The 21,552-nt window shown below is 71.4% G+C and carries 21 protein-coding genes; 14 read left to right on the plus strand and 7 right to left on the minus strand.

All coding sequences use genetic code 11. The features are described from left to right. Positions 1–217: 217 nt before the first annotated feature. Positions 218–1,132 carry a class A beta-lactamase gene (gene bla, locus ABZ953_RS11335; protein ID WP_361720444.1) on the minus strand — a complete coding sequence of 305 codons (915 nt, stop codon included), beginning with the start codon at positions 1,130–1,132 and terminating at the stop codon, positions 218–220. Between the two features lie 251 nt (positions 1,133–1,383). On the opposite strand from bla, the gene ABZ953_RS11340 reads away from it, so the two are divergent. Both ABZ953_RS11340 and ABZ953_RS11345 read left to right on the plus strand, forming a co-directional pair. Next, positions 1,384–2,301 carry a hypothetical protein gene (locus tag ABZ953_RS11340; RefSeq protein WP_361720447.1) on the plus strand — a complete coding sequence of 306 codons (918 nt, stop codon included), beginning with the start codon at positions 1,384–1,386 and terminating at the stop codon, positions 2,299–2,301. After that, entirely contained in the window at positions 2,298–2,534 is a 237-nt protein-coding gene (locus ABZ953_RS11345; protein ID WP_361720450.1) for a hypothetical protein, read from the plus strand. The genes ABZ953_RS11340 and ABZ953_RS11345 overlap by 4 nt, the downstream gene beginning before the upstream one ends. A gap of 22 nt (positions 2,535–2,556) precedes the next feature. On the opposite strand, the gene ABZ953_RS11350 is transcribed toward ABZ953_RS11345, so the two are convergent. Continuing rightward, a complete protein-coding gene (locus tag ABZ953_RS11350; protein ID WP_361720453.1) occupies positions 2,557–2,916 on the minus strand; it encodes a MerR family transcriptional regulator in 360 nt (119 codons plus the stop codon). 56 nt (positions 2,917–2,972) lie between these two features. Between ABZ953_RS11350 and ABZ953_RS11355 the strand changes: the two genes are divergently transcribed. Beyond that, complete coding sequence (locus ABZ953_RS11355; RefSeq protein WP_361720456.1) at positions 2,973–4,097, plus strand: alkene reductase; 1,125 nt, start codon at positions 2,973–2,975, stop codon at positions 4,095–4,097. On the opposite strand, the gene ABZ953_RS11360 is transcribed toward ABZ953_RS11355, so the two are convergent. Next, positions 4,076–4,783: a nitroreductase family protein gene (locus ABZ953_RS11360; RefSeq protein WP_361720459.1), complete on the minus strand. Its 708-nt coding sequence runs from the start codon at positions 4,781–4,783 to the stop codon at positions 4,076–4,078. The two genes, ABZ953_RS11355 and ABZ953_RS11360, sit on opposite strands and share 22 nt — an antisense overlap. Before the next feature lie 139 nt (positions 4,784–4,922). On the opposite strand from ABZ953_RS11360, the gene ABZ953_RS11365 reads away from it, so the two are divergent. Together ABZ953_RS11365 and ABZ953_RS11370 are read left to right on the plus strand one after the other, a co-directional pair. After that, positions 4,923–5,456, plus strand: a complete 534-nt coding sequence (locus ABZ953_RS11365; protein WP_361720462.1) for a GNAT family N-acetyltransferase — start codon at positions 4,923–4,925, stop codon at positions 5,454–5,456. 291 nt (positions 5,457–5,747) lie between these two features. Beyond that, complete coding sequence (locus tag ABZ953_RS11370; protein WP_361181394.1) at positions 5,748–5,876, plus strand: hypothetical protein; 129 nt, start codon at positions 5,748–5,750, stop codon at positions 5,874–5,876. Between the two features lie 16 nt (positions 5,877–5,892). Here the strand turns inward: ABZ953_RS11370 and ABZ953_RS11375 are convergent, their stop codons facing one another. Next, on the minus strand, positions 5,893–7,455 hold the full coding sequence (locus ABZ953_RS11375) for a metallophosphoesterase family protein (RefSeq protein ID WP_361720465.1): 1,563 nt from the start codon (positions 7,453–7,455) through the stop codon (positions 5,893–5,895). A 129-nt stretch (positions 7,456–7,584) separates the two neighbouring features. Here ABZ953_RS11375 and ABZ953_RS11380 point away from each other — a divergent pair, with 129 nt between their 5' ends. Further along, positions 7,585–8,634, plus strand: a complete 1,050-nt coding sequence (locus ABZ953_RS11380) for a 3-isopropylmalate dehydrogenase (RefSeq protein ID WP_361720468.1) — start codon at positions 7,585–7,587, stop codon at positions 8,632–8,634. 269 nt (positions 8,635–8,903) lie between these two features. Further along, positions 8,904–9,995: a branched-chain amino acid aminotransferase gene (locus ABZ953_RS11385; protein WP_361720471.1), complete on the plus strand. Its 1,092-nt coding sequence runs from the start codon at positions 8,904–8,906 to the stop codon at positions 9,993–9,995. Between the two features lie 102 nt (positions 9,996–10,097). On the opposite strand, the gene ABZ953_RS11390 is transcribed toward ABZ953_RS11385, so the two are convergent. Beyond that, positions 10,098–11,531: a cytosine permease gene (locus ABZ953_RS11390; RefSeq protein ID WP_361720474.1), complete on the minus strand. Its 1,434-nt coding sequence runs from the start codon at positions 11,529–11,531 to the stop codon at positions 10,098–10,100. Positions 11,532–11,720: 189 nt separating this feature from the next. Between ABZ953_RS11390 and ureA the strand changes: the two genes are divergently transcribed. The 7 genes from ureA to ABZ953_RS11425 all read left to right on the plus strand — a co-directional run bounded on the left by ureA (position 11,721) and on the right by ABZ953_RS11425 (position 20,224). After that, positions 11,721–12,455 (plus strand): urease subunit gamma, encoded by a 735-nt coding sequence (ureA, locus tag ABZ953_RS11395; protein WP_361720477.1) that lies wholly within the window; start codon positions 11,721–11,723, stop codon positions 12,453–12,455. After that, on the plus strand, positions 12,452–14,173 hold the full coding sequence (locus ABZ953_RS11400) for an urease subunit alpha (protein ID WP_361720479.1): 1,722 nt from the start codon (positions 12,452–12,454) through the stop codon (positions 14,171–14,173). The genes ureA and ABZ953_RS11400 overlap by 4 nt, the downstream gene beginning before the upstream one ends. 11 nt (positions 14,174–14,184) lie before the next feature. Continuing rightward, positions 14,185–15,222, plus strand: coding sequence for an agmatine deiminase family protein (locus ABZ953_RS11405; RefSeq protein ID WP_361720482.1), 1,038 nt, complete (start codon positions 14,185–14,187; stop codon positions 15,220–15,222). A 28-nt stretch (positions 15,223–15,250) separates the two neighbouring features. Next, entirely contained in the window at positions 15,251–15,859 is a 609-nt protein-coding gene (locus tag ABZ953_RS11410; RefSeq protein WP_361721007.1) for a TetR/AcrR family transcriptional regulator, read from the plus strand. A gap of 343 nt (positions 15,860–16,202) precedes the next feature. Then, positions 16,203–17,807: a citramalate synthase gene (cimA, locus tag ABZ953_RS11415; protein ID WP_361720485.1), complete on the plus strand. Its 1,605-nt coding sequence runs from the start codon at positions 16,203–16,205 to the stop codon at positions 17,805–17,807. A gap of 63 nt (positions 17,808–17,870) precedes the next feature. Next, positions 17,871–19,241: a hypothetical protein gene (locus tag ABZ953_RS11420; protein WP_361720488.1), complete on the plus strand. Its 1,371-nt coding sequence runs from the start codon at positions 17,871–17,873 to the stop codon at positions 19,239–19,241. Positions 19,242–19,312: 71 nt separating this feature from the next. Next, positions 19,313–20,224 carry an alpha/beta hydrolase gene (locus ABZ953_RS11425; protein ID WP_361720491.1) on the plus strand — a complete coding sequence of 304 codons (912 nt, stop codon included), beginning with the start codon at positions 19,313–19,315 and terminating at the stop codon, positions 20,222–20,224. A 51-nt stretch (positions 20,225–20,275) separates the two neighbouring features. On the opposite strand, the gene ABZ953_RS11430 is transcribed toward ABZ953_RS11425, so the two are convergent. Both ABZ953_RS11430 and ABZ953_RS11435 read right to left on the minus strand, forming a co-directional pair. Continuing rightward, positions 20,276–20,824, minus strand: coding sequence for a hypothetical protein (locus ABZ953_RS11430; protein ID WP_361720494.1), 549 nt, complete (start codon positions 20,822–20,824; stop codon positions 20,276–20,278). Positions 20,825–20,892: 68 nt separating this feature from the next. After that, positions 20,893–21,522, minus strand: a complete 630-nt coding sequence (locus ABZ953_RS11435; protein WP_361720497.1) for a YceI family protein — start codon at positions 21,520–21,522, stop codon at positions 20,893–20,895. Positions 21,523–21,552 lie beyond the last annotated feature (30 nt).

The following is a 21,552-nucleotide window of genomic DNA, read 5'->3' on the forward strand; positions in this document are numbered from 1 at the left end:
CAGTATCGGGGCGACCCTCCGCCTTGCGATCGCACTCCCCCAAGCTCTCGGCTCCGCTCGAGCAGGGAGGTGCCCCCAGGACGCCGCGGGGCCCGCCCTCCGGGCGAACGACGCGACTTCCGACACAGGCCCCTGCGGCCCGCCCTGAACTCCGCCTCCGACCTGGGCCCCACCCCGGTCGGAGGCGGTGTCGTTTCCCCCGCGGCTACGGGGTGGGTCAGCCGCCGAGCGCGTCGACGACGACGCGGGTGATGTCCTCGGCGATCCGGTCCTCGCCGGGCGTGTCCGGGTCGAGGCGGGTCGTGTAGACGGAGATCACCAAGGGGTCCTGCTTCGGCGGCCAGGCGACGGCCACGTCGTTGACGCCGCCGTAGGCCGGGGAGCCGGTCTTGTCGCCGACCCGCCAGCCCGCCGGGAGCCCGGCCCTGATCCGCTTGTCGCCGGTGGTGTTCTCCACCAGCCAGCGGGTCAGCTGGCCGCGGTCGAGCGGGTGGAGCGCGTCGCCGACGACGAGCTTGTGGAGGTTGGCGGTCATGACGGCGGGCGTCGTGGTGTCCCGCCGGTCGCCGGGGATGTTGCTGTTGAGGTCGGTCTCCCACCGGTCGAGGCGAGTACGGGAGTCGCCGAGGGAGCGCGCGAACTCAGTGATGCCGGAGGGCCCGCCGATCCGCCGCATCAGCAGATTGGCGGCGGAGTTGTCGCTGTACGTCACCGCCGCGTCGCACAACTCCCGTACGGTCATGCCGGTTTCGAGGTGCATCTCGGTCCGCGGCGAGTACGCGACGAGGTCGCCGCGCCCGTACCGGATCAGTATGTCGAGCAGGCCGGGCTCCTGTTCCCGCGCCCTGCGCAGGATGGCCCCGGCGGCCAGGACCTTGAACGTCGAGGCGATGGCGAAGCGTTCGTCGGCGCGGTAGCCGACGGTGGCGCCGGTGCCGGTGTGCAGGGCGTGGACACCGATACGGCCCGGGTAGCCGTCTTCGAGGGCGCGCAGTCTGCGCTGGGTCTCCGGGAAGGCGCCGGAACCCGGAGCGGCGGAGGCCTTCGCGCTCGCGGTGCCGGACACCGACAGGAGCACGGGGGCCGCGGCGGCGGCGCCGATGATGGTTCGGCGGGAGGCGGATGTCGTCATGATCCCGACGGTACCGGGCGGCGGTGACTGTCTCGCGGGAGGCGCCCCCGGGGAAGTCCGCCCCGGCCGGCACTCCGCTGTTGTAGCCTGACCGTGCGTCGGTAGGCGGACGCGGCTCTATGCCCCGGGGACCCGGCACCTCGGGGAGAGCTGAAGGGCTCTCGCGAACCCACCTACGGTCAGGCACAGTTGGCAGGGATGTACACATCACCTCAGTGGTCGCGCCGGGCGGCGAAACCACAGGGGGACGTATGTCCAAGAAGCAGAACAACCGTCAGCGTGCGGCCGACATGTGCCTCAAGGCGACCGGTGTCGGCTATCAACAGTGTTTGAACTGGGCCGATGAGAGCTGGATTTCGCGTCGGCAACCTATCCCCGATGCGGCCACGTCGGGTCAGCGCCGGTTCGAGGCCCGCATCGCACACACCTTGACCGAACCCTTCCGGGACAGCCAACTCGACGGTGCTGTGCTGGGATTGCATGGCGTGGACCCGGACCCCGACCGGCCCGCCCTGCGTCTGCACCCTCTCATGGCGGACCGGATCGTGACCGAACTGCTGCCGCGCTTCGACACGTCCTTCGGCGGGATGCGCGGCGTGCCGGGGCTGCGCCTGCAACGTGCCGACGATTGTTGGCAGTTGGTGGACATACGTGGGTCGGCCGAGGTGAGACTGAACCACGACGATCCCGGCTGGTCTCCCAGGATGCCGGAGCGGGAACGCGGCATCACCTGCATCTGGCGGGACGCGCCGGCCAAGTGCTCGCGCGTCGAGCACCAGGAAATCGCCGAGTGGGATGCGGACAAGGGGTATCTCCGCCCCGAAGCCCGCGACCTGCTGTTCAGCCGTGTGCTGCGGCGCCCCCTCCTGATCAACGCCGCGGCGAGTGCGCACGGATGGGCCAACACCTACAACCACCACACGCACGACATCGTCGTCGAGTGGTGCTGTGGGCTGCCCGCCGTCGAGGTCGCCGCTGACCTGCGGCGCAGCGGAATCACCTCGGCGTTCGAGGGCGTGGACGACCGGCCGGCGTACAGCCGTGCTCCTCATCCGGAACGTATCGACATCGGTGACGCCTCCCTCGTGCTGCGCTGCCTGAACGCCGGCTGGTGCACGAAGGACGGTGCCGAGCGCGTCGCCGCTCGGATCCGCAGGAGGTACCGGTGAGGGCCCTGGAGGCGATCGTCCTGTCTGTGCTTCTGCTCGGGATCCTGCTGGGCCTGCTTCATGCGGTGACGAGGGCCTATCGGGATGTCCAGATCATGCGTCTGCTGCGCAGGGCTCTCGTCGACTGCGCTCCCGACGAGCGAATGCTGTTGTGCCTCGAGCTGACACGGGTGCTGCAGGATGCCGACCGCCTGCCCCCGGGTGCGCACCAGCCGCCGGAGGGGCGGGGCTGACCGGAGAGGGCGCGACCGTGCGTCAGGGCCCCGTGGCCGCCGTGATGACCTCGTCCAGGACCTGGCGGGCCCGCAGGAGGTCTTCGACCTGGCGGTCGATGCGGGACCGTTCCTCGGCGAGTTCGGCGACCAGCCAGGGGGTGGCGGACGCGGACGGGCCGCCGTCTCCGTCCCGCATGCACGGCAGGAGCTGGACGATCTTCGTGCTGCACAGGCCCGCCGCGAACAGCTCCTGGATGTGGACGACGCGGTCCACCGCCGAGTCCGGGTAGTCGCGGTGGCCGCCCGGGGTGCGGTCCGCGTACAACAGGCCCTGCTCCTCGTAGTAGCGCAGGGACCGCTCGCTCACCGCTGTACGCTTCGCCAGCTCGCCGATCCTCATGCCCGTGCTCCTCCGCACTTGAATCTCACACCGATGTCAGCTTCTACCGTTCCGGCATGACGAACACCGCGCTTCTCGCCCCCTATTCCGCGGGCCCCCTCGGCCTCCTCCCCAACCGCATGGTGATGGCCCCCATGACCCGCGCCCGCGCCGCGGAGGACGGCACCCCGCTGCCGGTCGTTGCCGACCACTACGCCCAGCGTGCGGGCGCGGGGCTCATCGTCACCGAGGGCATCTGGCCCAGCAGCAGGGGCCAGAGCGGCTGGCGCTATCCCGGGCTGCAGACAGCCGCCCATAGAGAGGGGTGGCGGCGGGTCACCGACGCCGTGCACGCCGCGGGCGGCCGCATCTACGCGCAGCTGATGCACGGCGGACGCAACGGCCACCCGCTCGCCCGCGTCGACGGAGACCTGCCGTCCGCGCCCTCGGCCGTCACGCCGCCCGGTCACGCGCACGGCCCGGACGGCAGCAAGCCCGACTACGTCGCTCCGCGCGAGATGACGCGGGACGACATCCGCACGGCGGTCCAGGACTTCGTGGCCGCCGCCCGCAACGCCGTAGCGGCCGGGTTCGACGGCGTCGAACTGCACGGGGCCAACAGCTACTTGATCCACCAGTTCCTCGCGGACAACACCAACCTCCGCGACGACGCGTACGGACGCGGCTCGATCGCCGACCGCATCCGTTTCGCCGTCGAGGTCGTCCGCGCCGTCGCCGACGCCATCGGCGCCGGACGGCTCGGCCTCCGGCTCTCCCCGGGCAACCCGCAGTTCGGCATGGCGGAGGCCGACCCCGGCCCCGTCTACCGCGCGCTGCTCGACGAGATCGACGGACTCGGCCTCGCCTACCTCCACCTCACCGACAACGACCGCTACCCGGCCCTCGCCGACCTGCGGCCCCGCTGGCACGGCGTCCTCATCGGCAACGTCGGAGAGAACGGCGACCCGACGACCCGGGAAGCGGGCGAGGCCGTCCTGGCGTCCGGCCTCGCCGACCTCGTGTCGTACGGGCGCGGGTTCATCTCCAACCCCGACCTGCCGGAGCGGTTCGCCGCGGGAGCGCCCCTCCAGGACATCGACGAGGCCCACCTCTACACCCACGGGCCGGAGGGCTACACCGACTACCCCGCCCTGCGGGAGCTCCTGGTCTCCGCCTCCGCTCAGACCTCCACGAGCACCTGATCAAGGGATTTCCGTACGAGATCGGGGACCCGGCAGTCCGACGCGGGATAGCCCACCGGGATCACCGCGAACGCCTTCTCGTTCTCCGGACGGCCAAGCACCTGCTGTAGGAAGCGCATAGGGCTCGGCGTGTGGATCAGGGCGGCGAGGCCGGACAGGTGCAGCGCGGAGAGCAGCATCCCCACCGCGATGCCGACCGACTCGTCGACGTAGTAGTGCTTGTGCTTGGCGCCGTCCTCGCCCAGCCAGTACCGCTGCTGGAAGACGACGATCAGCGCGGGCGCGTCCGTCAGGTGCGGCTTCACCTCGTCCGTGCCGAGCGGGCGCAGCGCCGCGAGCCACTCCTCGCCGAGCCGGCCGTCGTAGGAGATCTGCTCCTCGTGCTCGGCGGCCTCGCGGATGCGGCGTCGTATCTCCGGGTCCTGGACGAGGACGAACGTCCACGGCTGCTGGTGCGCGCCGGACGGTGCCGTCGCCGCGCAGGCGATGGCGTCGCGCACGACCTGCGTGGGCACGGGGTCGGGCGCGAACTGGCGCACGGTCCGCCGCTCCCGCATCCGGTCCCTCAACTCGGCTGCCTGCGTGAGGGATTCGGCCTCGGGCATGCGGGCGGGGTGGTAGGGAACGGAGCGGTAGGGCTCGCCGTGGACGGGGGTCCATTCTCGCTGCTGCTCGGTCTCAGACATGGTCAGATTCTGCGGTGTGAGGCGGACCCGACGCCATGGTGCAGACCAATTCCGGCCCCTCATGGGACCGACTCTGCCGCCGTTCGCGCGCGGACAAATCGGGGTGCGTACCCAAGTGCGGCCTGAGTACCGTGGGTGCGTGACCGTGAACACCGTGCGTACCGCCCACACCAGCGACCTGACGGCGGCCGGACTGCGGGCCGCGCGCGCCCTCCTTGACGAGGCCTTCGACGGAGACTTCAGCGACCAGGACTGGGAGCACGGGCTCGGCGGTGTCCACGCCCTCGTCCACGACGCGGACGGCCGGCTGCTCGCGCACGGCTCCGTGGTGCAGCGGCGCATCCTGCACAACGGCCGTTCCCTGCGCGTCGGATACGTCGAAGCGGTCGCCGTCCGCCCAGACCGGCAGCGGCAGGGTCTCGGCGGGCAGGTGATGGGCGCCCTGGAGCGGGTCATCGACGGGGCGTACGAGCTGGGGGCGCTCTCGGCGTCCGACGAGGGGGCGCGGCTCTACCTCGGGCGCGGCTGGCAGGAGTGGAAGGGCGCGGTCGGCGCGCTCGGCCCCGAGGGCGTGGTCCATATGCCGGAGGAGGAGCCTCCGCTGCTCCGTGGCGCGGACCTCGACCCGGCGCACGAGATTTTCATCGACTGGCGTGACGGGGATGTCTACTAAGAGGACTCAGAGTGAGACGGCTCAGAGTGAGACGGCTCAGAGTGGCGTGTGCATGACCGCCGTCTCAGATAGTAGGAAGTCCGAGTAATTGTGGAGACAGACGCTCCGTCCTCCCTTAGCTTTGTAGAAGCCGAACGTCTCGCTTGATCAAGCGACTGGCGGTTGTGAGCCGGAGCCCCACGCAGGCGAACCCTGCCGCTCCACCGCTCCCCGCCCCGTTGGGGGTCCCCCCACGCGTCACGCAGTGGGGGAGTTCTCGAATACACCCTTCCCTCAAGGAGTGGATCTCCCATGGCCGAGACGACCGCCCGCCGAGTCCGTCACACCTCCCGTACCAGCGATTCCGAGCGCAAGAACGCCGCCGCGGCCCTCCAGCGGGCCCTCGACCGCAGGGACAACGGCGGCGAGACGGGCCACTGAGCCCGGTGTGCGCCGGTCACCTCGACCCGCGCACCACCTCGAAGTGGTCGATGCGCTCGCCGCTCCCGGCGAGCGCGGAGACCGAGAGCCTCGGGTGCGCCCCGGCCGTCGCCTCCACCGCGAGGAACGAGAAGCCGGTGTAGCGCACCCGTGACCACTCCACGGTCTCCGGGGCGTGGTCACGTGACCTCGTCCAGCGGAAGGTCGCGATGCTCTCGTGATCGTGGACGTTGCCCTCGTGGCTGTCCTTCACCCCGGGGCCGAAGCCGTACAGGTCCTTGCCCGCGCCGCCCGCGGTGACATACACGATGCCGTCGCGCGTCGGATCGGTCGACGCGCCGACCGGCACGGGCTTGCCGACCTTGCCGTCCTTGATCGCGTCCGTGCGTTCGTAGACGTGGTTGTGGCCGTTGACGACCAGATCCACCTGGTGCCGGGTGAACAGTTCCAGCCACGCGTCGCGCACCCCGCCGTCGGAGGCGTGCGTCGACGTCGAGTACGCGCAGTGGTGGAAGAAGACCACCACGAAGTCAACGGCGTCGTCCGCGCGCAGCGCGCGCAGGCGCCGGTCGAGCCACGCGGTCTGGCGGCCGTCCGTGCAGCCCCTGTTGGCGGTGATCTCGTACGAGACGTCGTTGGCGTCGAGTGCGACGACCCCGACGTTCCCGTACCGGAACGAGTAGACGCCCGGCGCGCTCGCCGGGTCGAAGCCGTTGTCGGGGAGCGACCAGCGCGCGTACTGGCCGCCGTAGCCGTTCGGCGAGTACCACGCCTCCATGTCGTGGTTGCCGGTGGTCACCATCCACGGCACCGACTTCGCGACGGACTCGGTCTGCGCGAGGAAGGTGTCCCACACGCGTGCGTCGTAGGTGTCCGACTCCTCGCCGTGCCCGGTGGTGTCCGCGTAACAGATGTCGCCCGCGTGCAGATGGAACGCGGGGTTCTGGCCCCGGATCACCTGGTCGGTGGAGAGTGCGTGATGACTGACGCCCTGGTCGCCGAAGGCCGTGAAGACGAACGTCTCCGCCGTCGCGGGCGCGGTCCTGAACGAGCAGACCGTCCTCATCCGCTCGGGCGACGCGGGGTCGAAGCCGTCGTGACCGACGCCGTAGTAGTACGTCGTGCCGGGGGCGAGGCCGTCGAGCGCGGCGTGCACGTAGTACTGCTCCACCGCGGGCAGCTTCTTCGAGAGCGCGGGGGTGTGCAGGTCGCGCACTTCCGCCTCGATCTTCTGGCTCAGGTCCCACGGCTTCGAACCGACGCGTACGTAAGGGGACTTGACCGCGAACGGCACCTGCCAGGAGATCCGCATCTGCGTCCTCGGGTCGGCGCCGAAGGCGAGATGCCGCCCGAAGGGGGCCACCATCCGACCGTGGACGCGCACCGGCGTGGTCGGCGCGCTCCGAGGGCGCGCCGCCGACGGGCCCTCGCAGCCCGCCGCCCCCGCCGCCGCGGCGGCCGCGAACGAACCGGCGAGCACCGTGCGGCGGGAGAACTTCGCGCGCAGGTAGGCGTGTTGTTCCGGCATGCTCAGCTCCGCCGCGAGCGGCGCCGGAATGCCGACGTTCGGGGTGTCCATACGGAGAGAAGTACCCAGCGCGTGCCAACCGCGGCGGGACACCCGGGTGAACAGCGGCCGTCGACGAATCGACTGTCCGCATGCCGGACATCCGGTGTCATCCCGTGGGACGAAGAGTACGGTGCTGGCATGTCGGCCAGTTCTCGCAGCATCAATCTCGCAGTCATCCCCGGAGACGGCATCGGCCAAGAGGTCGTGGCCCAGGGGCTCAAGGTCCTCAATGCCGTGCTTCCGCAGGACGTGAAGCTGGAGACGAAGGAATTCGACTTCGGCGCCAAGCGGTACCACGCCACCGGTGAGACCCTCACCGACGCCGACGCGGCCGCCCTCAAGCAGCACGACGCGATCCTCCTCGGCGCGATCGGCGACCCCTCGGTCCCGTCCGGCGTCCTGGAGCGCGGCTTCCTGCTGAAGCTCCGCTTCCTCTTCGACCACCACGTCAACCTGCGGCCCTCGAAGCTGCTGCCGGGCGTCGCGACCCCGCTCGCGGGCCAGCCCGAGATCGACTTCGTCGTGGTGCGCGAAGGCACCGAGGGCCCCTACACGGGCAACGGCGGCACCATCCGCAAGGACACCCCGCACGAGGTCGCCACCGAGGTCTCCGTCAACACCGCCTTCGGTGTGGAGCGCGTGGTCCGCGACGCCTTCGCGCGCGCCCAGGCCCGCCCCCGCAAGAAGCTGACGCTGGTCCACAAGAACAACGTCCTCACCTACGCCGGCCACCTCTGGACGAACGTCTTCAACCGGGTGGCCGCGGAGTTCCCCGAGGTCACCACCGACTACATCCACGTCGACGCCGCGACGATCTACCTCGTCACCGACCCCGGCCGCTTCGACGTGATCGTCACCGACAACCTCTTCGGCGACATCATCACCGACCTCGCCGCGGCCGTCTCCGGCGGCATCGGCGTCGCGGCCTCCGGCAACATCAACCCGAGCCGCGAGTTCCCGTCCATGTTCGAGCCCGTGCACGGCTCGGCCCCGGACATCGCGGGCCAGGGCAAGGCCGACCCCTCGGCCACGGTCCTCTCCGTCGCCCTCCTGCTGCGCCACCTCGGGTACGAGGCGGAGGCCGCCCGCATCGAGGACGCCGTCTCCACCGACCTCGCGGAGCGCGGTGACACCGTGCGCACCACCGAGCAGATCGGTGACGCGCTCGCCGTACGAGTAGCGGGCTGACCCGGCAGCGCAAGGTCAGCGCGAAGGTCAGCGCGAAGATCGACAGAAGCCGCCGGGTCCCGTACGACACCCGGCGGCTTCTCGTATTCGGCCCCCGGGTGTCACCATCGACCCCCGGGCCGCAATCATGCCGTTTCTCCCTCGGGACCCTCACGAGCGATAATCGAACGTGGGGCCGTGACAGCAGCAGGGAAACTCGGACGTCCTAGTACTGGGCGTACGGATGTGAGCGCGGTCCGTCACCATCACACGTGAAGGACGAAGCACTCATGACGACGACGCCGACCATCGAGCTCAAGCCCTCCTCGACGCCGCTGGCCACTGCCGACCGAGAGGCGATCCTGACCAACCCGGGGTTCGGCCGCCACTTCACCGATCACATGGTGACGATCAAGTGGACGGAGGGCCGCGGCTGGCACGACGGCCAGCTCGTGCCGTACGGTCCGCTGGCCCTCGACCCGGCGACGAACGTCCTGCACTACGCGCAGGAGATCTTCGAGGGCCTCAAGGCCTACCGGCAGCCCGACGGCACGGTGGCCACCTTCCGCCCCGACGCCAACGCCCGCCGCTTCCAGGCCTCCGCGCGCCGCCTCGCCATGCCGGAGCTGCCCGTCGAGACGTTCATCGAGGCGTGCGACGTGCTGGTCGGGCAGGACAAGGAATGGGTTCCGGCGCACGGCGGCGAGGAGTCCCTCTACCTGCGCCCCTTCATGATCGCCACGGAGGTCGGCCTGGGCGTGAAGCCCGCCAACGAGTACCTCTTCGTCGTCATCGCCTCGCCCGCGGGCGCGTACTTCCCCGGTGGCGTCAAGCCCGTCTCCATCTGGCTCTCCGAGGACCGCGTGCGCGCCGTGCCCGGCGGCATGGGCGACGCCAAGACCGGCGGCAACTACGCCGCGTCGCTGCTCGCGCAGGCCGAGGCCGCGGCGAAGGGCTGCGACCAGGTGGCCTACCTCGACGCGGTCGAGCACAAGTGGGTCGAGGAGCTCGGCGGCATGAACCTGTACTTCGTGTACGGAGACAAGATCGTCACCCCCACCCTGACGGGCTCGCTGCTCGCCGGTGTCACCCGCGACTCGCTCCTCTCCGTCGCCCGTGACCTGGGCTACGAGTCGGAGGAGGCCCGCGTCTCCATCGACCAGTGGAGGACCGACGCCGAGAACGGCACGCTCACCGAGGTCTTCGCCTGCGGCACCGCCGCGGTCATCACGCCCGTCGGGACGGTCAAGTCCGCGGGCGGCGAGTGGCTGCAGAGCGGTGGCGAGCCGGGTGAGGTCACGATGAAGCTGCGGGACGCGTTGCTCGATGTGCAGCGGGGCACGGCGAAGGACCAGCACGGCTGGATGCACGACCTGGGCTGAGCGGGCTGAGCGGTCCTCGCGCAGTTCCCCGCGCCCCTGGGGTGTTCGTCCGCGGGCCCCCTGGTGGGGCTTGGCCTTGCGGGGCGGGGTGCGGAGGTCCGGTCAGGGGCGCGGGGAACTGCGCGACCAGCCCCCACCGGGGCGCAAGCCGTATGCGGGGGCGCGGTGGGTCAGGCCGGTGTAGGTCAGCCCGCCCACCGCTCCGGACAGGAGGAAACTGCAGTCGACCCCGCCCGTCAGAGCCAGCAGCGGCCCCTCGTACGAGGGGAGCGAGACCGCGAGCAGCCCCACCGCCGCGCCCGCCGCCCACGCCCCCGTGGCCCGGACGTTCCAGCCCGCGCGGTACCAGTAGACCCCGCCCCTGGAGCGGCGGTTGAAGACCTGCAGGGCCTCCGCGTCGTACTCCCCGCGGCACCGCACGAAGCCGATCAGGGTGATCACCGCCCACGGCGTGCCGATGGCGGTGAGGAGAAGGACGAAAGACGTCATCGCGTCCTGCGCCTCCCACGCGTAGTGGCCGACGAAGACGCAGCCCGTGGCGACGGCGGCGACCGTGTACGTGGCGCGGGCACGGGAGGCGCGGGGCAGGATCGCGTCGAGGTCGAGGCCCATGGAGTAGAGCATCAGGCCCGCGTTGCCGACCGAACCTGCGGAGGCGGCGAGCAGCAGCGGGACCAGGTACCAGCCGGGTGACGCGCCGACGAGCCCGCCCGCGTACTCGAGGGCCGCGCGCGCCGCGTACGCCGTGAACGTGCCGAAGAGCTGGGGGATCAGGAGCCCCGCGAGCAGACCCAGCCAGGCCGCCCCGAGGACCGCGCGGGAGCTGTGCCGGGCCGGGGAGACGTATCGGGTGTAGTCGCCGAGCAGGGTGATGAACGCGATCGGTCCCGAGAGGCCCGCGGCGACCAGCGCGAGCAGCCACGTGGGCCAGAACGAGCCGAGCGCGTAGCCGCCCGCCCCGGGCAGTGCCGCGGTCGTGAAGTCGGGGGCGTAGGCGACGACGCCGAGGACAAGGAGGGCCGTCATGCCGACCGCGAGGATGCGCGAGAGACGGAGCAGCACGCGGTAGCCGTAGACCGCGCCCGTGACGGTGGCGGCGGCGAGCAGCGCGTAGACCAGGGCGTACGAGAGTCCGCCGGCCGGCAGGCCGAGCAGGCGGTGCAGGGTGCCGACCATGACATCGCCGCCGATCCAGATGGTCAGCGCGGTGTAGCCGAGGGAGAGCAGCAGGCCGACGATCGAGCCGACCAGGCGGCCGCGCACCCCGAACTGGGCGCCGGAGGAGGTCGAGAGGTTCGTGCCGGTGCGCAGCGAGACCAGGGCGAGCGGCGCGGTCAGCGCCGTGCCGATCACCGTGCCCGCCACCACCGCGCCGACCGACTGCCACCAGCCGAGGCCGAACGACACCGGCAGCCAGCCGAAGACGATCACCCCCAGGCAGAGGTTGGAGCCGATGAGGATCGACACGAGATCGCGGGGGCCGCTGGTGCGTTCCCCGTCCGGGATGGTGTCGACTCCGCGCTGTTCTATCGGCATGAGGGTGCCCCTGACACTCGCTTGGTCCCGATGGTTGCGATGGTTGCCCCAACATTTGAGCAGCGCTCAATGTGGCGCGTAAACCCCTGTCGCGTCAATGCTTCCCGCATGCGGATTTCGTAGTTAGAGTGTTGCTCTAAACGCTCGCAAAGAGTGTTGCTGTCGACGTGGAACAGGGAGATACCGCGCGTGCGACTCACGCCCACCGAACGCGACCGGCTGCTGCTCTTCGGGGCCGCCGAGCTCGCCAGGTCCCGCAAGGCGCGCGGCCTCAGACTCAACGTCCCCGAGGCGACCGCGCTGATCGCCGACACGGTCTGCGAGGCCGCCCGCGACGGCGCCCGGCTCGCCGAGGCCATCGAGCGCGCCCGCTCGGTCCTCGGCCCGGACGACGTGCTGCCAGGCGTCGCGGACGTGGTGACCGAGGTGCACGTGGAGGCCGTCTTCGACGACGGGTCCCGGCTCGCAGTGGTCTCGGAGCCGATCGGTCCGGGGCTCGGCGACGAGGCGCCCGGCGCGCTCCTGCCCGGCCCCCCGCACGAGGACCCCGCCCCGACCGTGACGCTGACCGTGCGCAACACCGCCACGGTGCCGGTCTCGGTCACCTCCCACTTCCACTTCTTCGAGGCCAACCCCCGGCTCGACTTCGACCGCGCGGCCGCGTACGGCCTGCGCCTCGCCGTCCCCGCGGGCTCCTCGGTCCGCTTCGGGCCCGGTGAGAGCGCCGACGTCGGGCTGCTGCCCATCGGCGGCGAGCGGATCGCCATCGGCTTCGCGGGCCTGGTCGACGGCCCGCTGGACGCGCCGGGCGCCCGCGAAGAGGCGCTGCGCCGGGCCGCGGCCTGCGGCTACCTCGGCGCCCCGGAAACCACAGAGCCCGAAGGCGCGGAGCAGGACACCACAGAGCAGGAGGTCGGGCGATGAGCCGCCCCGGAGGACACCCCGCCGCACCACGCCGCCTCACCCCGTACGAGTACGCCTCCACGCATGGCCCCCGCGCCGGCGACCACGTACGGCTCGGCGACTCCGGCCTGACGATCCGCGTCGAGTCCGACTCCCAGCGGCACGGCGACGAATTTCTCGCCGGATTCGGCAAGACGGCCCGCGACGGACTGCATCTGAAGGCCGCCGCGGTCCGCGAGACCTGCGACGTCGTCATCAGCAACGTCGTCGTCATCGACGCGGCGCAGGGGATCAGGAAGGTCTCCATCGGGATCAGGGAGGGGCGCATTCACGCCATCGGGCGTGCGGGCAATCCCGACACGCTCGACGGCGTCGACGTCGTGGTCGGCACCGGCACGTCCATCGTGTCGGGGGAGGGCCTCATCGCCACCGCCGGATCCGTGGACACCCACGTCCACCTGCTCTCCCCGCGCATCATGGAGGCCTCCCTCGCCTCCGGCGTGACCACGGTCATCGGCCAGGAGTTCGGGCCCGTCTGGGGCGTCGGCGTCAACTCGCCCTGGGCGCTGCGGCACGCCTTCAGCGCCTTCGACGCCTGGCCGGTCAACATCGGCTTCCTCGGCCGTGGCTCGTCCTCCCACGACGCCCCGCTGATCGAGGCGCTCGCCGAGGGCGGCGCGTCCGGCTTCAAGGTGCACGAGGACATGGGCGCGCACACCCGCGCACTCGACACCGCGCTGCGCGTCGCCGAGGAGCACGACGTCCAAGTCGCGCTGCACAGCGACGGGTTGAACGAGTGCCTCTCGGTCGAGGACACCTTGAAGGTCCTCGACGGGCGCACCATCCACGCCTTCCACATCGAGGGCTGCGGCGGCGGCCACGTGCCGAACGTCCTGAAGATGGCGGGCGTGCCGAACGTCATCGGCTCCTCCACCAATCCGACACTGCCCTTCGGGCGGGACGCCGTCGCCGAGCACTACGGCATGATCGTCTCGGTCCACGACCTGAAGACCGATCTGCCGGGTGACGCGGCGATGGCGCGCGACCGCATCCGCGCCGGGACGATGGGCGCGGAGGACGTGCTGCACGACCTCGGCGCCATCGGCATCACCTCGTCCGACGCGCAGGGCATGGGCCGCGCGGGCGAGACCGTCCGCCGCACCTTCGCGATGGCCGGGAAGATGAAGGCCGAGCTCGGCCCCATGGAGGGCGACGGCGAGCGCGACGACAACGCGCGCGTCCTGCGCTACATGGCCAAGCTGACCATCAACCCCGCCCTCGCGCACGGCCTCGCCCACGAGGTCGGCTCCATCGAGGTCGGCAAGCTCGCCGACATCGTGCTGTGGCGCCCCGAGTACTTCGGCGCCAAGCCGCAGCTGGTCCTGAAGTCCGGCTTCCCCGCCTACGGCGTCGTGGGCGACCCGAACGCCGCGACCGACACCTGCGAACCCCTCGTACTCGGACCGCAGTTCGGCTCGTACGGGGCGACGCCCGCCGACATCTCCGTCGCCTTCGTCGCCCAGGCCGCCGTCGACCAGGGCAACGACAGGATGCCCACCCGCAGGCGCCGCGTCGCCGTCCGGGGCACGCGCGGCATCGGCCCCGCCGACCTGCGGCTGAACTCCCGCATCGGCGCCGTCGACGTGAACCAGCGCACCGGCCTCGTCACCCTCGACGGCGACCCGGTCCGCTCCGAGCCCGCCGACTCCGTCTCCCTCAACCGCCTCTACTTCCTTTAAAGGTGTACGTCATGACTGCTGCCGCCGACGGCTTCCGCATGCCCGCCGAGTGGGCCCCGCACGAGCGCACCTGGATGGCGTGGCCGTGCCCCAACCCCACCTTCGACGACCCCTCGGGCCTGGACGAGTCACGCCTCGCCTGGGCGAACGTCGCTCGCGCCGTACGCCGCTTCGAGCCGGTCACCGTGGTCTGCGGACCAGCACAGGCCGCGTACGCGTCCGAGCTCCTCGGCCCGGACGTCGACGTGGTGGAGCGGGAGCTCGACGACGCCTGGATGCGCGACATCGGGCCGACCTTCCTCACCGACGGCAAGGGCCGCCTGGCCGCCGTCGACTGGACGTTCAACGGCTGGGGCGCCCAGGAGTGGGCCCGCTGGGACCACGACGCGAAGATCGGCGCGTACGTCGCCGACGTCGCCGGAGCCCGGACGTACGCCTCACGCCTGGTGAACGAGGGCGGCGGCATCCACGTCGACGGCGAGGGCACGGTCCTGCTCACCGAGACCGTGCAGCTCGGCCCCGAGCGCAACCCCGGGTGGACCAGGGAGCAGGTCGAGGCGGAGGTCCACGCCCACCTCGGCACCACCAAGGCGATCTGGCTGCCCCGCGGCCTCACCGCCGACTACCCCGGCCACGGCTTCGGCACCCTCGGCCACGTCGACATCGTCGCCGCCTTCGCCGCCCCCGGCGTGGTCCTCGTGCACTCCCAGCGCAACCCCGACCACCCCGACCACGAGGTCAGCAAGGAGGTCATCGCCGCCCTCACCGGCCAGAGGGACGCGCGCGGCCGCACCCTGCGGATCGTCGAGGTGCCCGCCCCGGCCGTCCTGAAGGACGCCGAAGGCTGGGTCGACTACTCGTACATCAACCACTACCTCTGCAACGGCGGCGTCGTCCTGTGCGCCTTCGGCGACCCCCACGACGAGATCGCGGCAGGCATCTTCCGCGGCCTCTTCCCCGACCGTACGGTGACGCTCGTCGACGCCCGTACGATCTTTGCCGGGGGCGGTGGCATCCACTGCATCACCCAGCAGCAGCCGAAGGTGTGATCAAGGAGATGTGATCAAGGAGAACGGAATGGGCGGTCAGGCCCGCGCGCGGAAGAACGCCCCACCGCGCGAGGACGTGCTGGCGGCCGCCATGGAGATGATCGCCGAGCGTGGCCTGGAGAAGCTGACCATGGCCGCGCTCGGCCGCGAGGTCGGCATGAGCTCCGGCCACCTCCTCTACTACTTCCGCACCAAGGACGAGCTGCTCCTGCGCACCCTGGAGTGGAGCGAGGGCCGCCTCGGCGCCGAGCGCGGCCGCCTCCTCGCCCGCCCCGGCACGGCCCGCGCCCGCCTGGACGCCTACGTCGACCTGTACGTGCCCGACGGCCCCGGCGACCCCCACTGGACGCTCTGGCTGGAGGTCTGGAACCGCTCCCTGGGCGCCGACGAGGACGGCCGCGACCGGCAGGCCGCGATCGAGGGCGCCTGGCACCGGGACCTGGTCGCGCTGCTCGCCGAGGGCGTCTCGCGCGGTGAGTTCGGAGCGGTCGACCCCGACCGCTCCGCGACCCGGCTGCGGGCGCTGCTCGACGGGTTCGCCATCCACGTGGCGATCGGACTGCGGGGGACGGGCCGGGATCAGGTCCTCGCCCACGTACGGGAGTTCCTGGACGGAGCGCTCACCCCGGCTCCCTGAAGACGCCCGACGGGCGCCCTCGTGCAACCGCGCCGCTGACGGGCGCGCCGCCCGCATCGTGAGACGGGCGTCCCGCTCGGCCCCGAAGCGTGGCAAGCTGCCCCCGTGCTCTCGTTCGCCATGATTATTGGCAGCAGGCGCGCCGGTCCGCAGTGACCGCCTCGTATCCATCACGTACGGGCGGACACCGTCGCCTCGACCCGCGCGCAGACCTCTCGCACCCGCGAGGGGTTTTTTCGTTTCCCGGCCCAACTGCAGCCGGACACGGAGCGCGAGGGATCATTGGGGGTGGTGGAGCCGGTCATTCCGGTAGACCGAGATCCGACACAGGAGCCAGATCAGCATGACGGAAACCAGCACACCCGACGACTCGTTCCACGTCTTCGACACGACGCTGCGCGACGGCGCGCAGCGCGAAGGCATCAACCTCACCGTCGCGGACAAGCTGACCATCGCCCGGCACCTGGACGACTTCGGCGTGGGCTTCATCGAAGGCGGCTGGCCCGGCGCCAACCCGCGCGACACCGAGTTCTTCGCGCGGGCCCAGCAGGAGATCACCTTCCGGCACGCCCAGCTCGTCGCCTTCGGCGCCACCCGCCGCGCAGGCGCCAAGGCCGCCGACGACCCGCAGGTCAACGCCCTCCTGGCGGCGGGCGCCCCCGTCATCACCCTCGTCGCCAAGGCCCACGACCGGCACGTCGAGCTGGCCCTGCGCACCACCCTCGAAGAGAACCTGGAGATGGTCCGCGACACCGTCTCCTACCTGGTCGCCGAGGGCCGCCGCGTCTTCGTCGACTGCGAGCACTTCTTCGACGGCTACCGCGCCAACCCGGAGTACGCGAAGGCCGTCGTACGGGCCGCGTCCGAGGCCGGTGCCGACGTCGTCGTCCTGTGCGACACCAACGGCGGCATGCTGCCCGCCCAGGTCCAGGCCGTCGTGGGCACCGTCGCCGCCGACACCGGCGCACGGCTCGGCATCCACGCCCAGGACGACACCGGCTGCGCCGTCGCCAACACCCTCGCGGCGGTGGACGCGGGCGCGACCCACGTGCAGTGCACCGCCAACGGCTACGGCGAGCGCGTCGGCAACGCCAACCTCTTCCCCGTCGTCGCCGCCCTGGAGCTCAAGTACGGCAAGCAGGTCCTGCCCGAGGGCTCGCTGCGCGAGATGACCCGCGTCTCGCACGCCATCGCCGAGGTCGTGAACCTGACCCCGTCGACCCACCAGCCCTACGTCGGCGTCTCCGCCTTCGCGCACAAGGCGGGCCTGCACGCCTCCGCGATCAAGGTCGACCCGGACCTGTACCAGCACATCGACCCGGACCTCGTCGGCAACCGCATCCGCATGCTCGTCTCCGACATGGCGGGCCGCGCCTCCATCGAGCTCAAGGGCAAGGAGCTCGGCGTCGACCTCGGCGGCGACCGCGCGCTCATCGGCCGCGTCGTGGAGCGGGTCAAGGAGCGCGAGCTCCAGGGCTACACGTACGAGGCCGCCGACGCCTCCTTCGAACTGCTGCTCCGCGAGGAGGCCGAGGGGAGGGCGCGGCGCTACTTCCGCGTCGAGTCCTGGCGGGCCATCGTCGAGGACCGCCCCGACGGCACGCACGCCAACGAGGCCACCGTGAAGCTGTGGGCCAAGGGCGAGCGCATCGTCGCCACGGCCGAGGGCAACGGCCCGGTCAACGCCCTCGACCGGGCGCTGCGGGTCGGCCTCGAGCGGATCTACCCGCAGCTCGCCAAGTTGGAGCTCGTCGACTACAAGGTCCGCATCCTGGAGGGCAAGCACGGCACGTCCTCCACCACGCGCGTCCTGATCTCCACCTCCGACGGCGTCGGCGAGTGGTCGACCGTCGGCGTCGCGGAGAACGTCATCGCCGCGTCGTGGGACGCCCTGGAGGACGCGTACACCTACGGTCTGCTGCGGGCCGGGGTCGAGCCGGTCGAATAAGAGCCTGTGTCGTAGCCCCCACCCGAATCCCCGCCGGGGACCCCGCTGGGTTACGTTCGAAGTATGAGGAATCGGACGAAGCGGATCACCGTCGGACTTTCGGGGCTGCTGCTCGCCCTGGGTGCCGTGTCCTTCACTGCCGCGCCCGGGGCACTCGCGGCGCCCGCGGCACCGGACGCCTCCAGTGCGTCGGTGGTCGCCGATGCCTGGGAGAAGAGTCCGGTGTACGTCGATCCGGCGGCGTCCGACCAGCTGTCCGAGGCGCAGGCGGACGCCCTCGCCGAGAAGATCAAGAAGGCCGACAAGCCGGTGTTCGTGGCCGTACTGCCGGACGACTTCCCGCAGCAGAACCTCTTCCGGCAGCTGCGCACCGAGACCGGCGTGACCGGCGCGTACGCCGTGCGGCTCGGCGGCGGATTCGACGCGATGGCCGACCGGTCGGTGCTGACGCCCAACGCCGTCAACAACCTCGTCTCCCTGGTCCAGGGCGAGGACACCCCCGTCCAGCTCGACCGCTTCGTCGGCCAGGCACTCGTGCAGGCGCGCGGCAAGGCCCCGGAGTCCTGGGGCGGCGGTACGGGCGACGGAGTCTCGGCGGGCGCGCTCATCGGGGTCGGCGTGGTCGTCGTGGCGGGCGCCGGGGGCGCGTACGCGATCGTCCGGCGCAAGAAGCGGCGCCACGAGGAGGCGCAGCAGGATTCGCTGCGCAAGCTGTCCGTCGTCGTGGACGAGGACATCACCGCGTTCGGCGAGGAGCTGGACCGGCTCGACTTCCACCCCGCGGAGGCGGGCGCGGACGACGCGATGCGCGCGGACTACGAGCGCGCCCTCGACGCGTACGAGAAGGCGAAGTCGTACATGGCCGCCGCGACCCGCCCCGAGGACGTACGGGCCGTCACCCAGTCCCTGGAGGACGGCCGCTTCTCCCTGGCCCTGCTCGCCGCGCGGCGCGAGGGGCGCGAGCTGCCGGAGCGGCGGGCCCCCTGCTTCTTCGATCCGCGGCACGGACCCTCGACCGAGGACGTGACGTGGGCGCCCCCGGGCGCGCCGGAGCGCTCGGTCCCGGTGTGCGCGGCGGACGCGGCACGCCTGGCGGACGGCCAGGACCCGATGGCCCGCACGGTGGCCACGGAGTCCGGCGAGCGCCGCCCCTACTGGGAGGCGGGCCCGGCCTACGGGCCCTGGGCGGGCGGCTACTTCGGCGGCGGCCTGCTGCCGGGCCTCCTGGTCGGCACGATGCTCGGCGGCATGATGTCGGCGCCCGCCTACGCGGCGGACTACGGCTCGGGGTACGGCGACTTCGGCGGCGGTCACGAGGGCGGCGACTTCTCGGGCGCGGACTTCGACCCCGGAGACTTCGGCGGCGGAGGCGACTTCGGTGGGGGAGGCGATTTCGGAGGGGGCGGGGACTTCGGGGGTGGCGGCGGGTTCTGAGGGCTTGACCGCACTGCGGTAATTCGAGACGATACGGTTCGTCTTGTTGTTCCGAGTGCGGGGAGACAGCCATGCGCCAGACCATGCGGCAGGTCCAGGAGCAGTACGTCGACGTCGCGCCGGGGGTCCGGCTGTGGACCGAGCGTCGCGGAGACCCCGACGCCCCCGCGCTGCTGCTCGTCATGGGGGCCCAGGCCTCGGCGCTCGGCTGGCCCGAGCCGCTGGTCGACGCGCTCGCCGAGCATCACCACGTCATCCGCTACGACCACCGCGACACGGGCCGCTCAAGCCGCCCCTTCGACGAAACCCCTTATCCCGTAACGGACTTGGCGCGGGACGCGGTCGCGGTCCTGGACGGCCTCGGCATCGAGCGGGCCCACATCGTCGGGCTCTCGCTGGGCGGCATGCTGGCCCAGCTGGTGCTCACCGACCGTCCCGAGCGGGTGCTGAGCGCGACCCTGCTGGGAACCTGCGCGCTGAGCGAGACGCCGTACGTACGGCCGGACGGCGAGAGCGTCCCCGTGGCGGAGCTGCCCGGCATCGCGCCCGAGATCCTGGAGATGTGGGCGCGCCCCGTCGAGGACCACGGCCTGGCGGCGGAGCTGGACCGGCGGGTGGAGCACTGGCGGCTCCTGAGCGGGGGCCGACTTCCTTTCGACGCCGCGTACTTCAGGGAACTGGAGCGGCGCGTCATCGAACACGCGGGCAGCTACGCGGAGTCGTCCGCCCACGCCCGTGCCGACAGTTCCGGCATGCTCCGCACGGCGGAGCTGGCCGCGAACCGGGTCCCCGTGCTCGTCGTCTCCGCGACAGCCGAGCCCGTCTTTCCGCCCCCGCATCCGCAGCACCTCGCCCAGGTCGTCGGCGGGGCGCGCCTGGTGGAGATCCCGGGCATGGGGCACGCGCTGCCGCCGACGGTGCACGGGCCCTTGGAGAAGGCGATCCTGGACCACACGCTCGGCCATGTGCTCGACGGAGAGTGACTCAGTGCGGAAAGGACTCGGGTGGGCGAAGAGGCTTAGCGCGGAAATGACTCAATGCGCCTGCGGGTCGGCCGGGGGGATCGCCACCGACCACTGCCCCGGATGCCCCGGCGGCAGCGCCAAGTCCCGCCGCACCGCCGCGTAGTAGGCCTGGCGTGCGGCCCGCTGCCGTTCGAGGAGCGCGGCCCACGCCTCGGGGTCGTGCGTGTCCGCCCGCAGGAACCGCTCCATCCGGATCACCAGGAGCACCCACGCCCGCGCCTCGTCGACGACCTCGGCCGCGCCGAGCAGCAGCAGCGACTCCCCGGCGGGGTCCCGCGCATCGGCGGCCTGGGCGAAGTGGGGCACGGCCTCTTCGGGCGACAGGGGGTGCGGGTGCGGGTCGTTGCCGAGGTGGGCGGCGACCCGGTAGGTGAGGGTGACGGTCTGCTTCAGGACCCGGGCGTACTCGGTGTAGACGGCGAGCCGCCGTTCCTCCCAGCGGGCGGCCTGCTCCCGCCGGAACCGGATGCGGTCGCCCCGCGTGATGGCCACGTAGGACCCGAGCGCACCGATGATCACGCCGAGGAGCGCGGGCAGTTGCTGTATGAACTCGGGCACGGGCGAAACGGTAGCGCGCGGGACGCGTGGCCGGGCGGGACGGCTCGGGAACCGGTTCGGGAAGCGGTTCAGGAACCGGTTCCCGAACCAGCCTTGATCGCCGAGATGTCGAAGTTCAGCTTGATCTTGTCGGAGACGAGCACGCCGCCGGTCTCCAGCGCGGCGTTCCACGTGAGGCCCCACTCCGAGCGCAGGATCTCCGCCTTGCCCTCGAAGCCGACGCGCTCGTTGCCGAACGGGTCCTTGGCCGCGCCGTTGAACTCCAGGTCGATGGAGAGCGGCTTCGTGGTGCCCAGGATCGTCAGGTCGCCGGTGACGCGGTAGTCGTCGCCGCCGAGCGCCTCCGCCTTGGTGGACCGGAAGGTCATCTCGGGGAACTCGTCGGTCTTGAAGAAGTCCGCGCTCTTCAGGTGTCCGTCGCGGTCGGCGTTGCCCGTGTCGATGCTGTCGATCCTGACGTCGATGGTGGCCGTCGAGCGGGACGGCTCCGTGCCGTCCAGGTGCAGCGACCCCGTGAAGTCGAGGAAGGAGCCCTTGACGTTGGTGACCATGGCGTGCCGGGCGACGAAGCCGATCGTCGTGTGCGAGGGGTCGATCGTGTACTCACCGGTCAGCGCGGCGAGCTCCGGGGTGACCGTGGTGGGGGCGGTGGTGTCGGTGACGGTGGCGGTGTCGTTCTTGCGGCCGAAGATGCCCATGACGTGCTCCTTGGGGGACGAGCTCCGAAG

This window comes from Streptomyces sp. NPDC046465, from assembly GCF_040646035.1.
Lineage (GTDB): Bacteria > Actinomycetota > Actinomycetes > Streptomycetales > Streptomycetaceae > Streptomyces.

Coding starts and splice junctions, on each gene's coding strand:
- ABZ953_RS11425 (WP_361720491.1), top strand. CDS start 19,313: ATGCGCCAGACCATGCGGCAGGTCCAGGAGCAGTACGTCGACGTCGCG.
- ABZ953_RS11410 (WP_361721007.1), top strand. CDS start 15,251: ATGGGCGGTCAGGCCCGCGCGCGGAAGAACGCCCCACCGCGCGAGGAC.
- ABZ953_RS11350 (WP_361720453.1), bottom strand. CDS start 2,916: ATGAGGATCGGCGAGCTGGCGAAGCGTACAGCGGTGAGCGAGCGGTCC.
- ABZ953_RS11380 (WP_361720468.1), top strand. CDS start 7,585: ATGTCGGCCAGTTCTCGCAGCATCAATCTCGCAGTCATCCCCGGAGAC.
- ABZ953_RS11420 (WP_361720488.1), top strand. CDS start 17,871: ATGAGGAATCGGACGAAGCGGATCACCGTCGGACTTTCGGGGCTGCTG.
- cimA (WP_361720485.1), top strand. CDS start 16,203: ATGACGGAAACCAGCACACCCGACGACTCGTTCCACGTCTTCGACACG.
- bla (WP_361720444.1), bottom strand. CDS start 1,132: ATGACGACATCCGCCTCCCGCCGAACCATCATCGGCGCCGCCGCCGCG.
- ABZ953_RS11385 (WP_361720471.1), top strand. CDS start 8,904: ATGACGACGACGCCGACCATCGAGCTCAAGCCCTCCTCGACGCCGCTG.
- ABZ953_RS11400 (WP_361720479.1), top strand. CDS start 12,452: ATGAGCCGCCCCGGAGGACACCCCGCCGCACCACGCCGCCTCACCCCG.
- ABZ953_RS11355 (WP_361720456.1), top strand. CDS start 2,973: ATGACGAACACCGCGCTTCTCGCCCCCTATTCCGCGGGCCCCCTCGGC.
- ABZ953_RS11360 (WP_361720459.1), bottom strand. CDS start 4,783: ATGTCTGAGACCGAGCAGCAGCGAGAATGGACCCCCGTCCACGGCGAG.
- ABZ953_RS11340 (WP_361720447.1), top strand. CDS start 1,384: ATGTCCAAGAAGCAGAACAACCGTCAGCGTGCGGCCGACATGTGCCTC.
- ABZ953_RS11390 (WP_361720474.1), bottom strand. CDS start 11,531: ATGCCGATAGAACAGCGCGGAGTCGACACCATCCCGGACGGGGAACGC.
- ABZ953_RS11435 (WP_361720497.1), bottom strand. CDS start 21,522: ATGGGCATCTTCGGCCGCAAGAACGACACCGCCACCGTCACCGACACC.
- ABZ953_RS11375 (WP_361720465.1), bottom strand. CDS start 7,455: ATGGACACCCCGAACGTCGGCATTCCGGCGCCGCTCGCGGCGGAGCTG.
- ABZ953_RS11405 (WP_361720482.1), top strand. CDS start 14,185: ATGACTGCTGCCGCCGACGGCTTCCGCATGCCCGCCGAGTGGGCCCCG.
- ABZ953_RS11370 (WP_361181394.1), top strand. CDS start 5,748: ATGGCCGAGACGACCGCCCGCCGAGTCCGTCACACCTCCCGTACCAGC.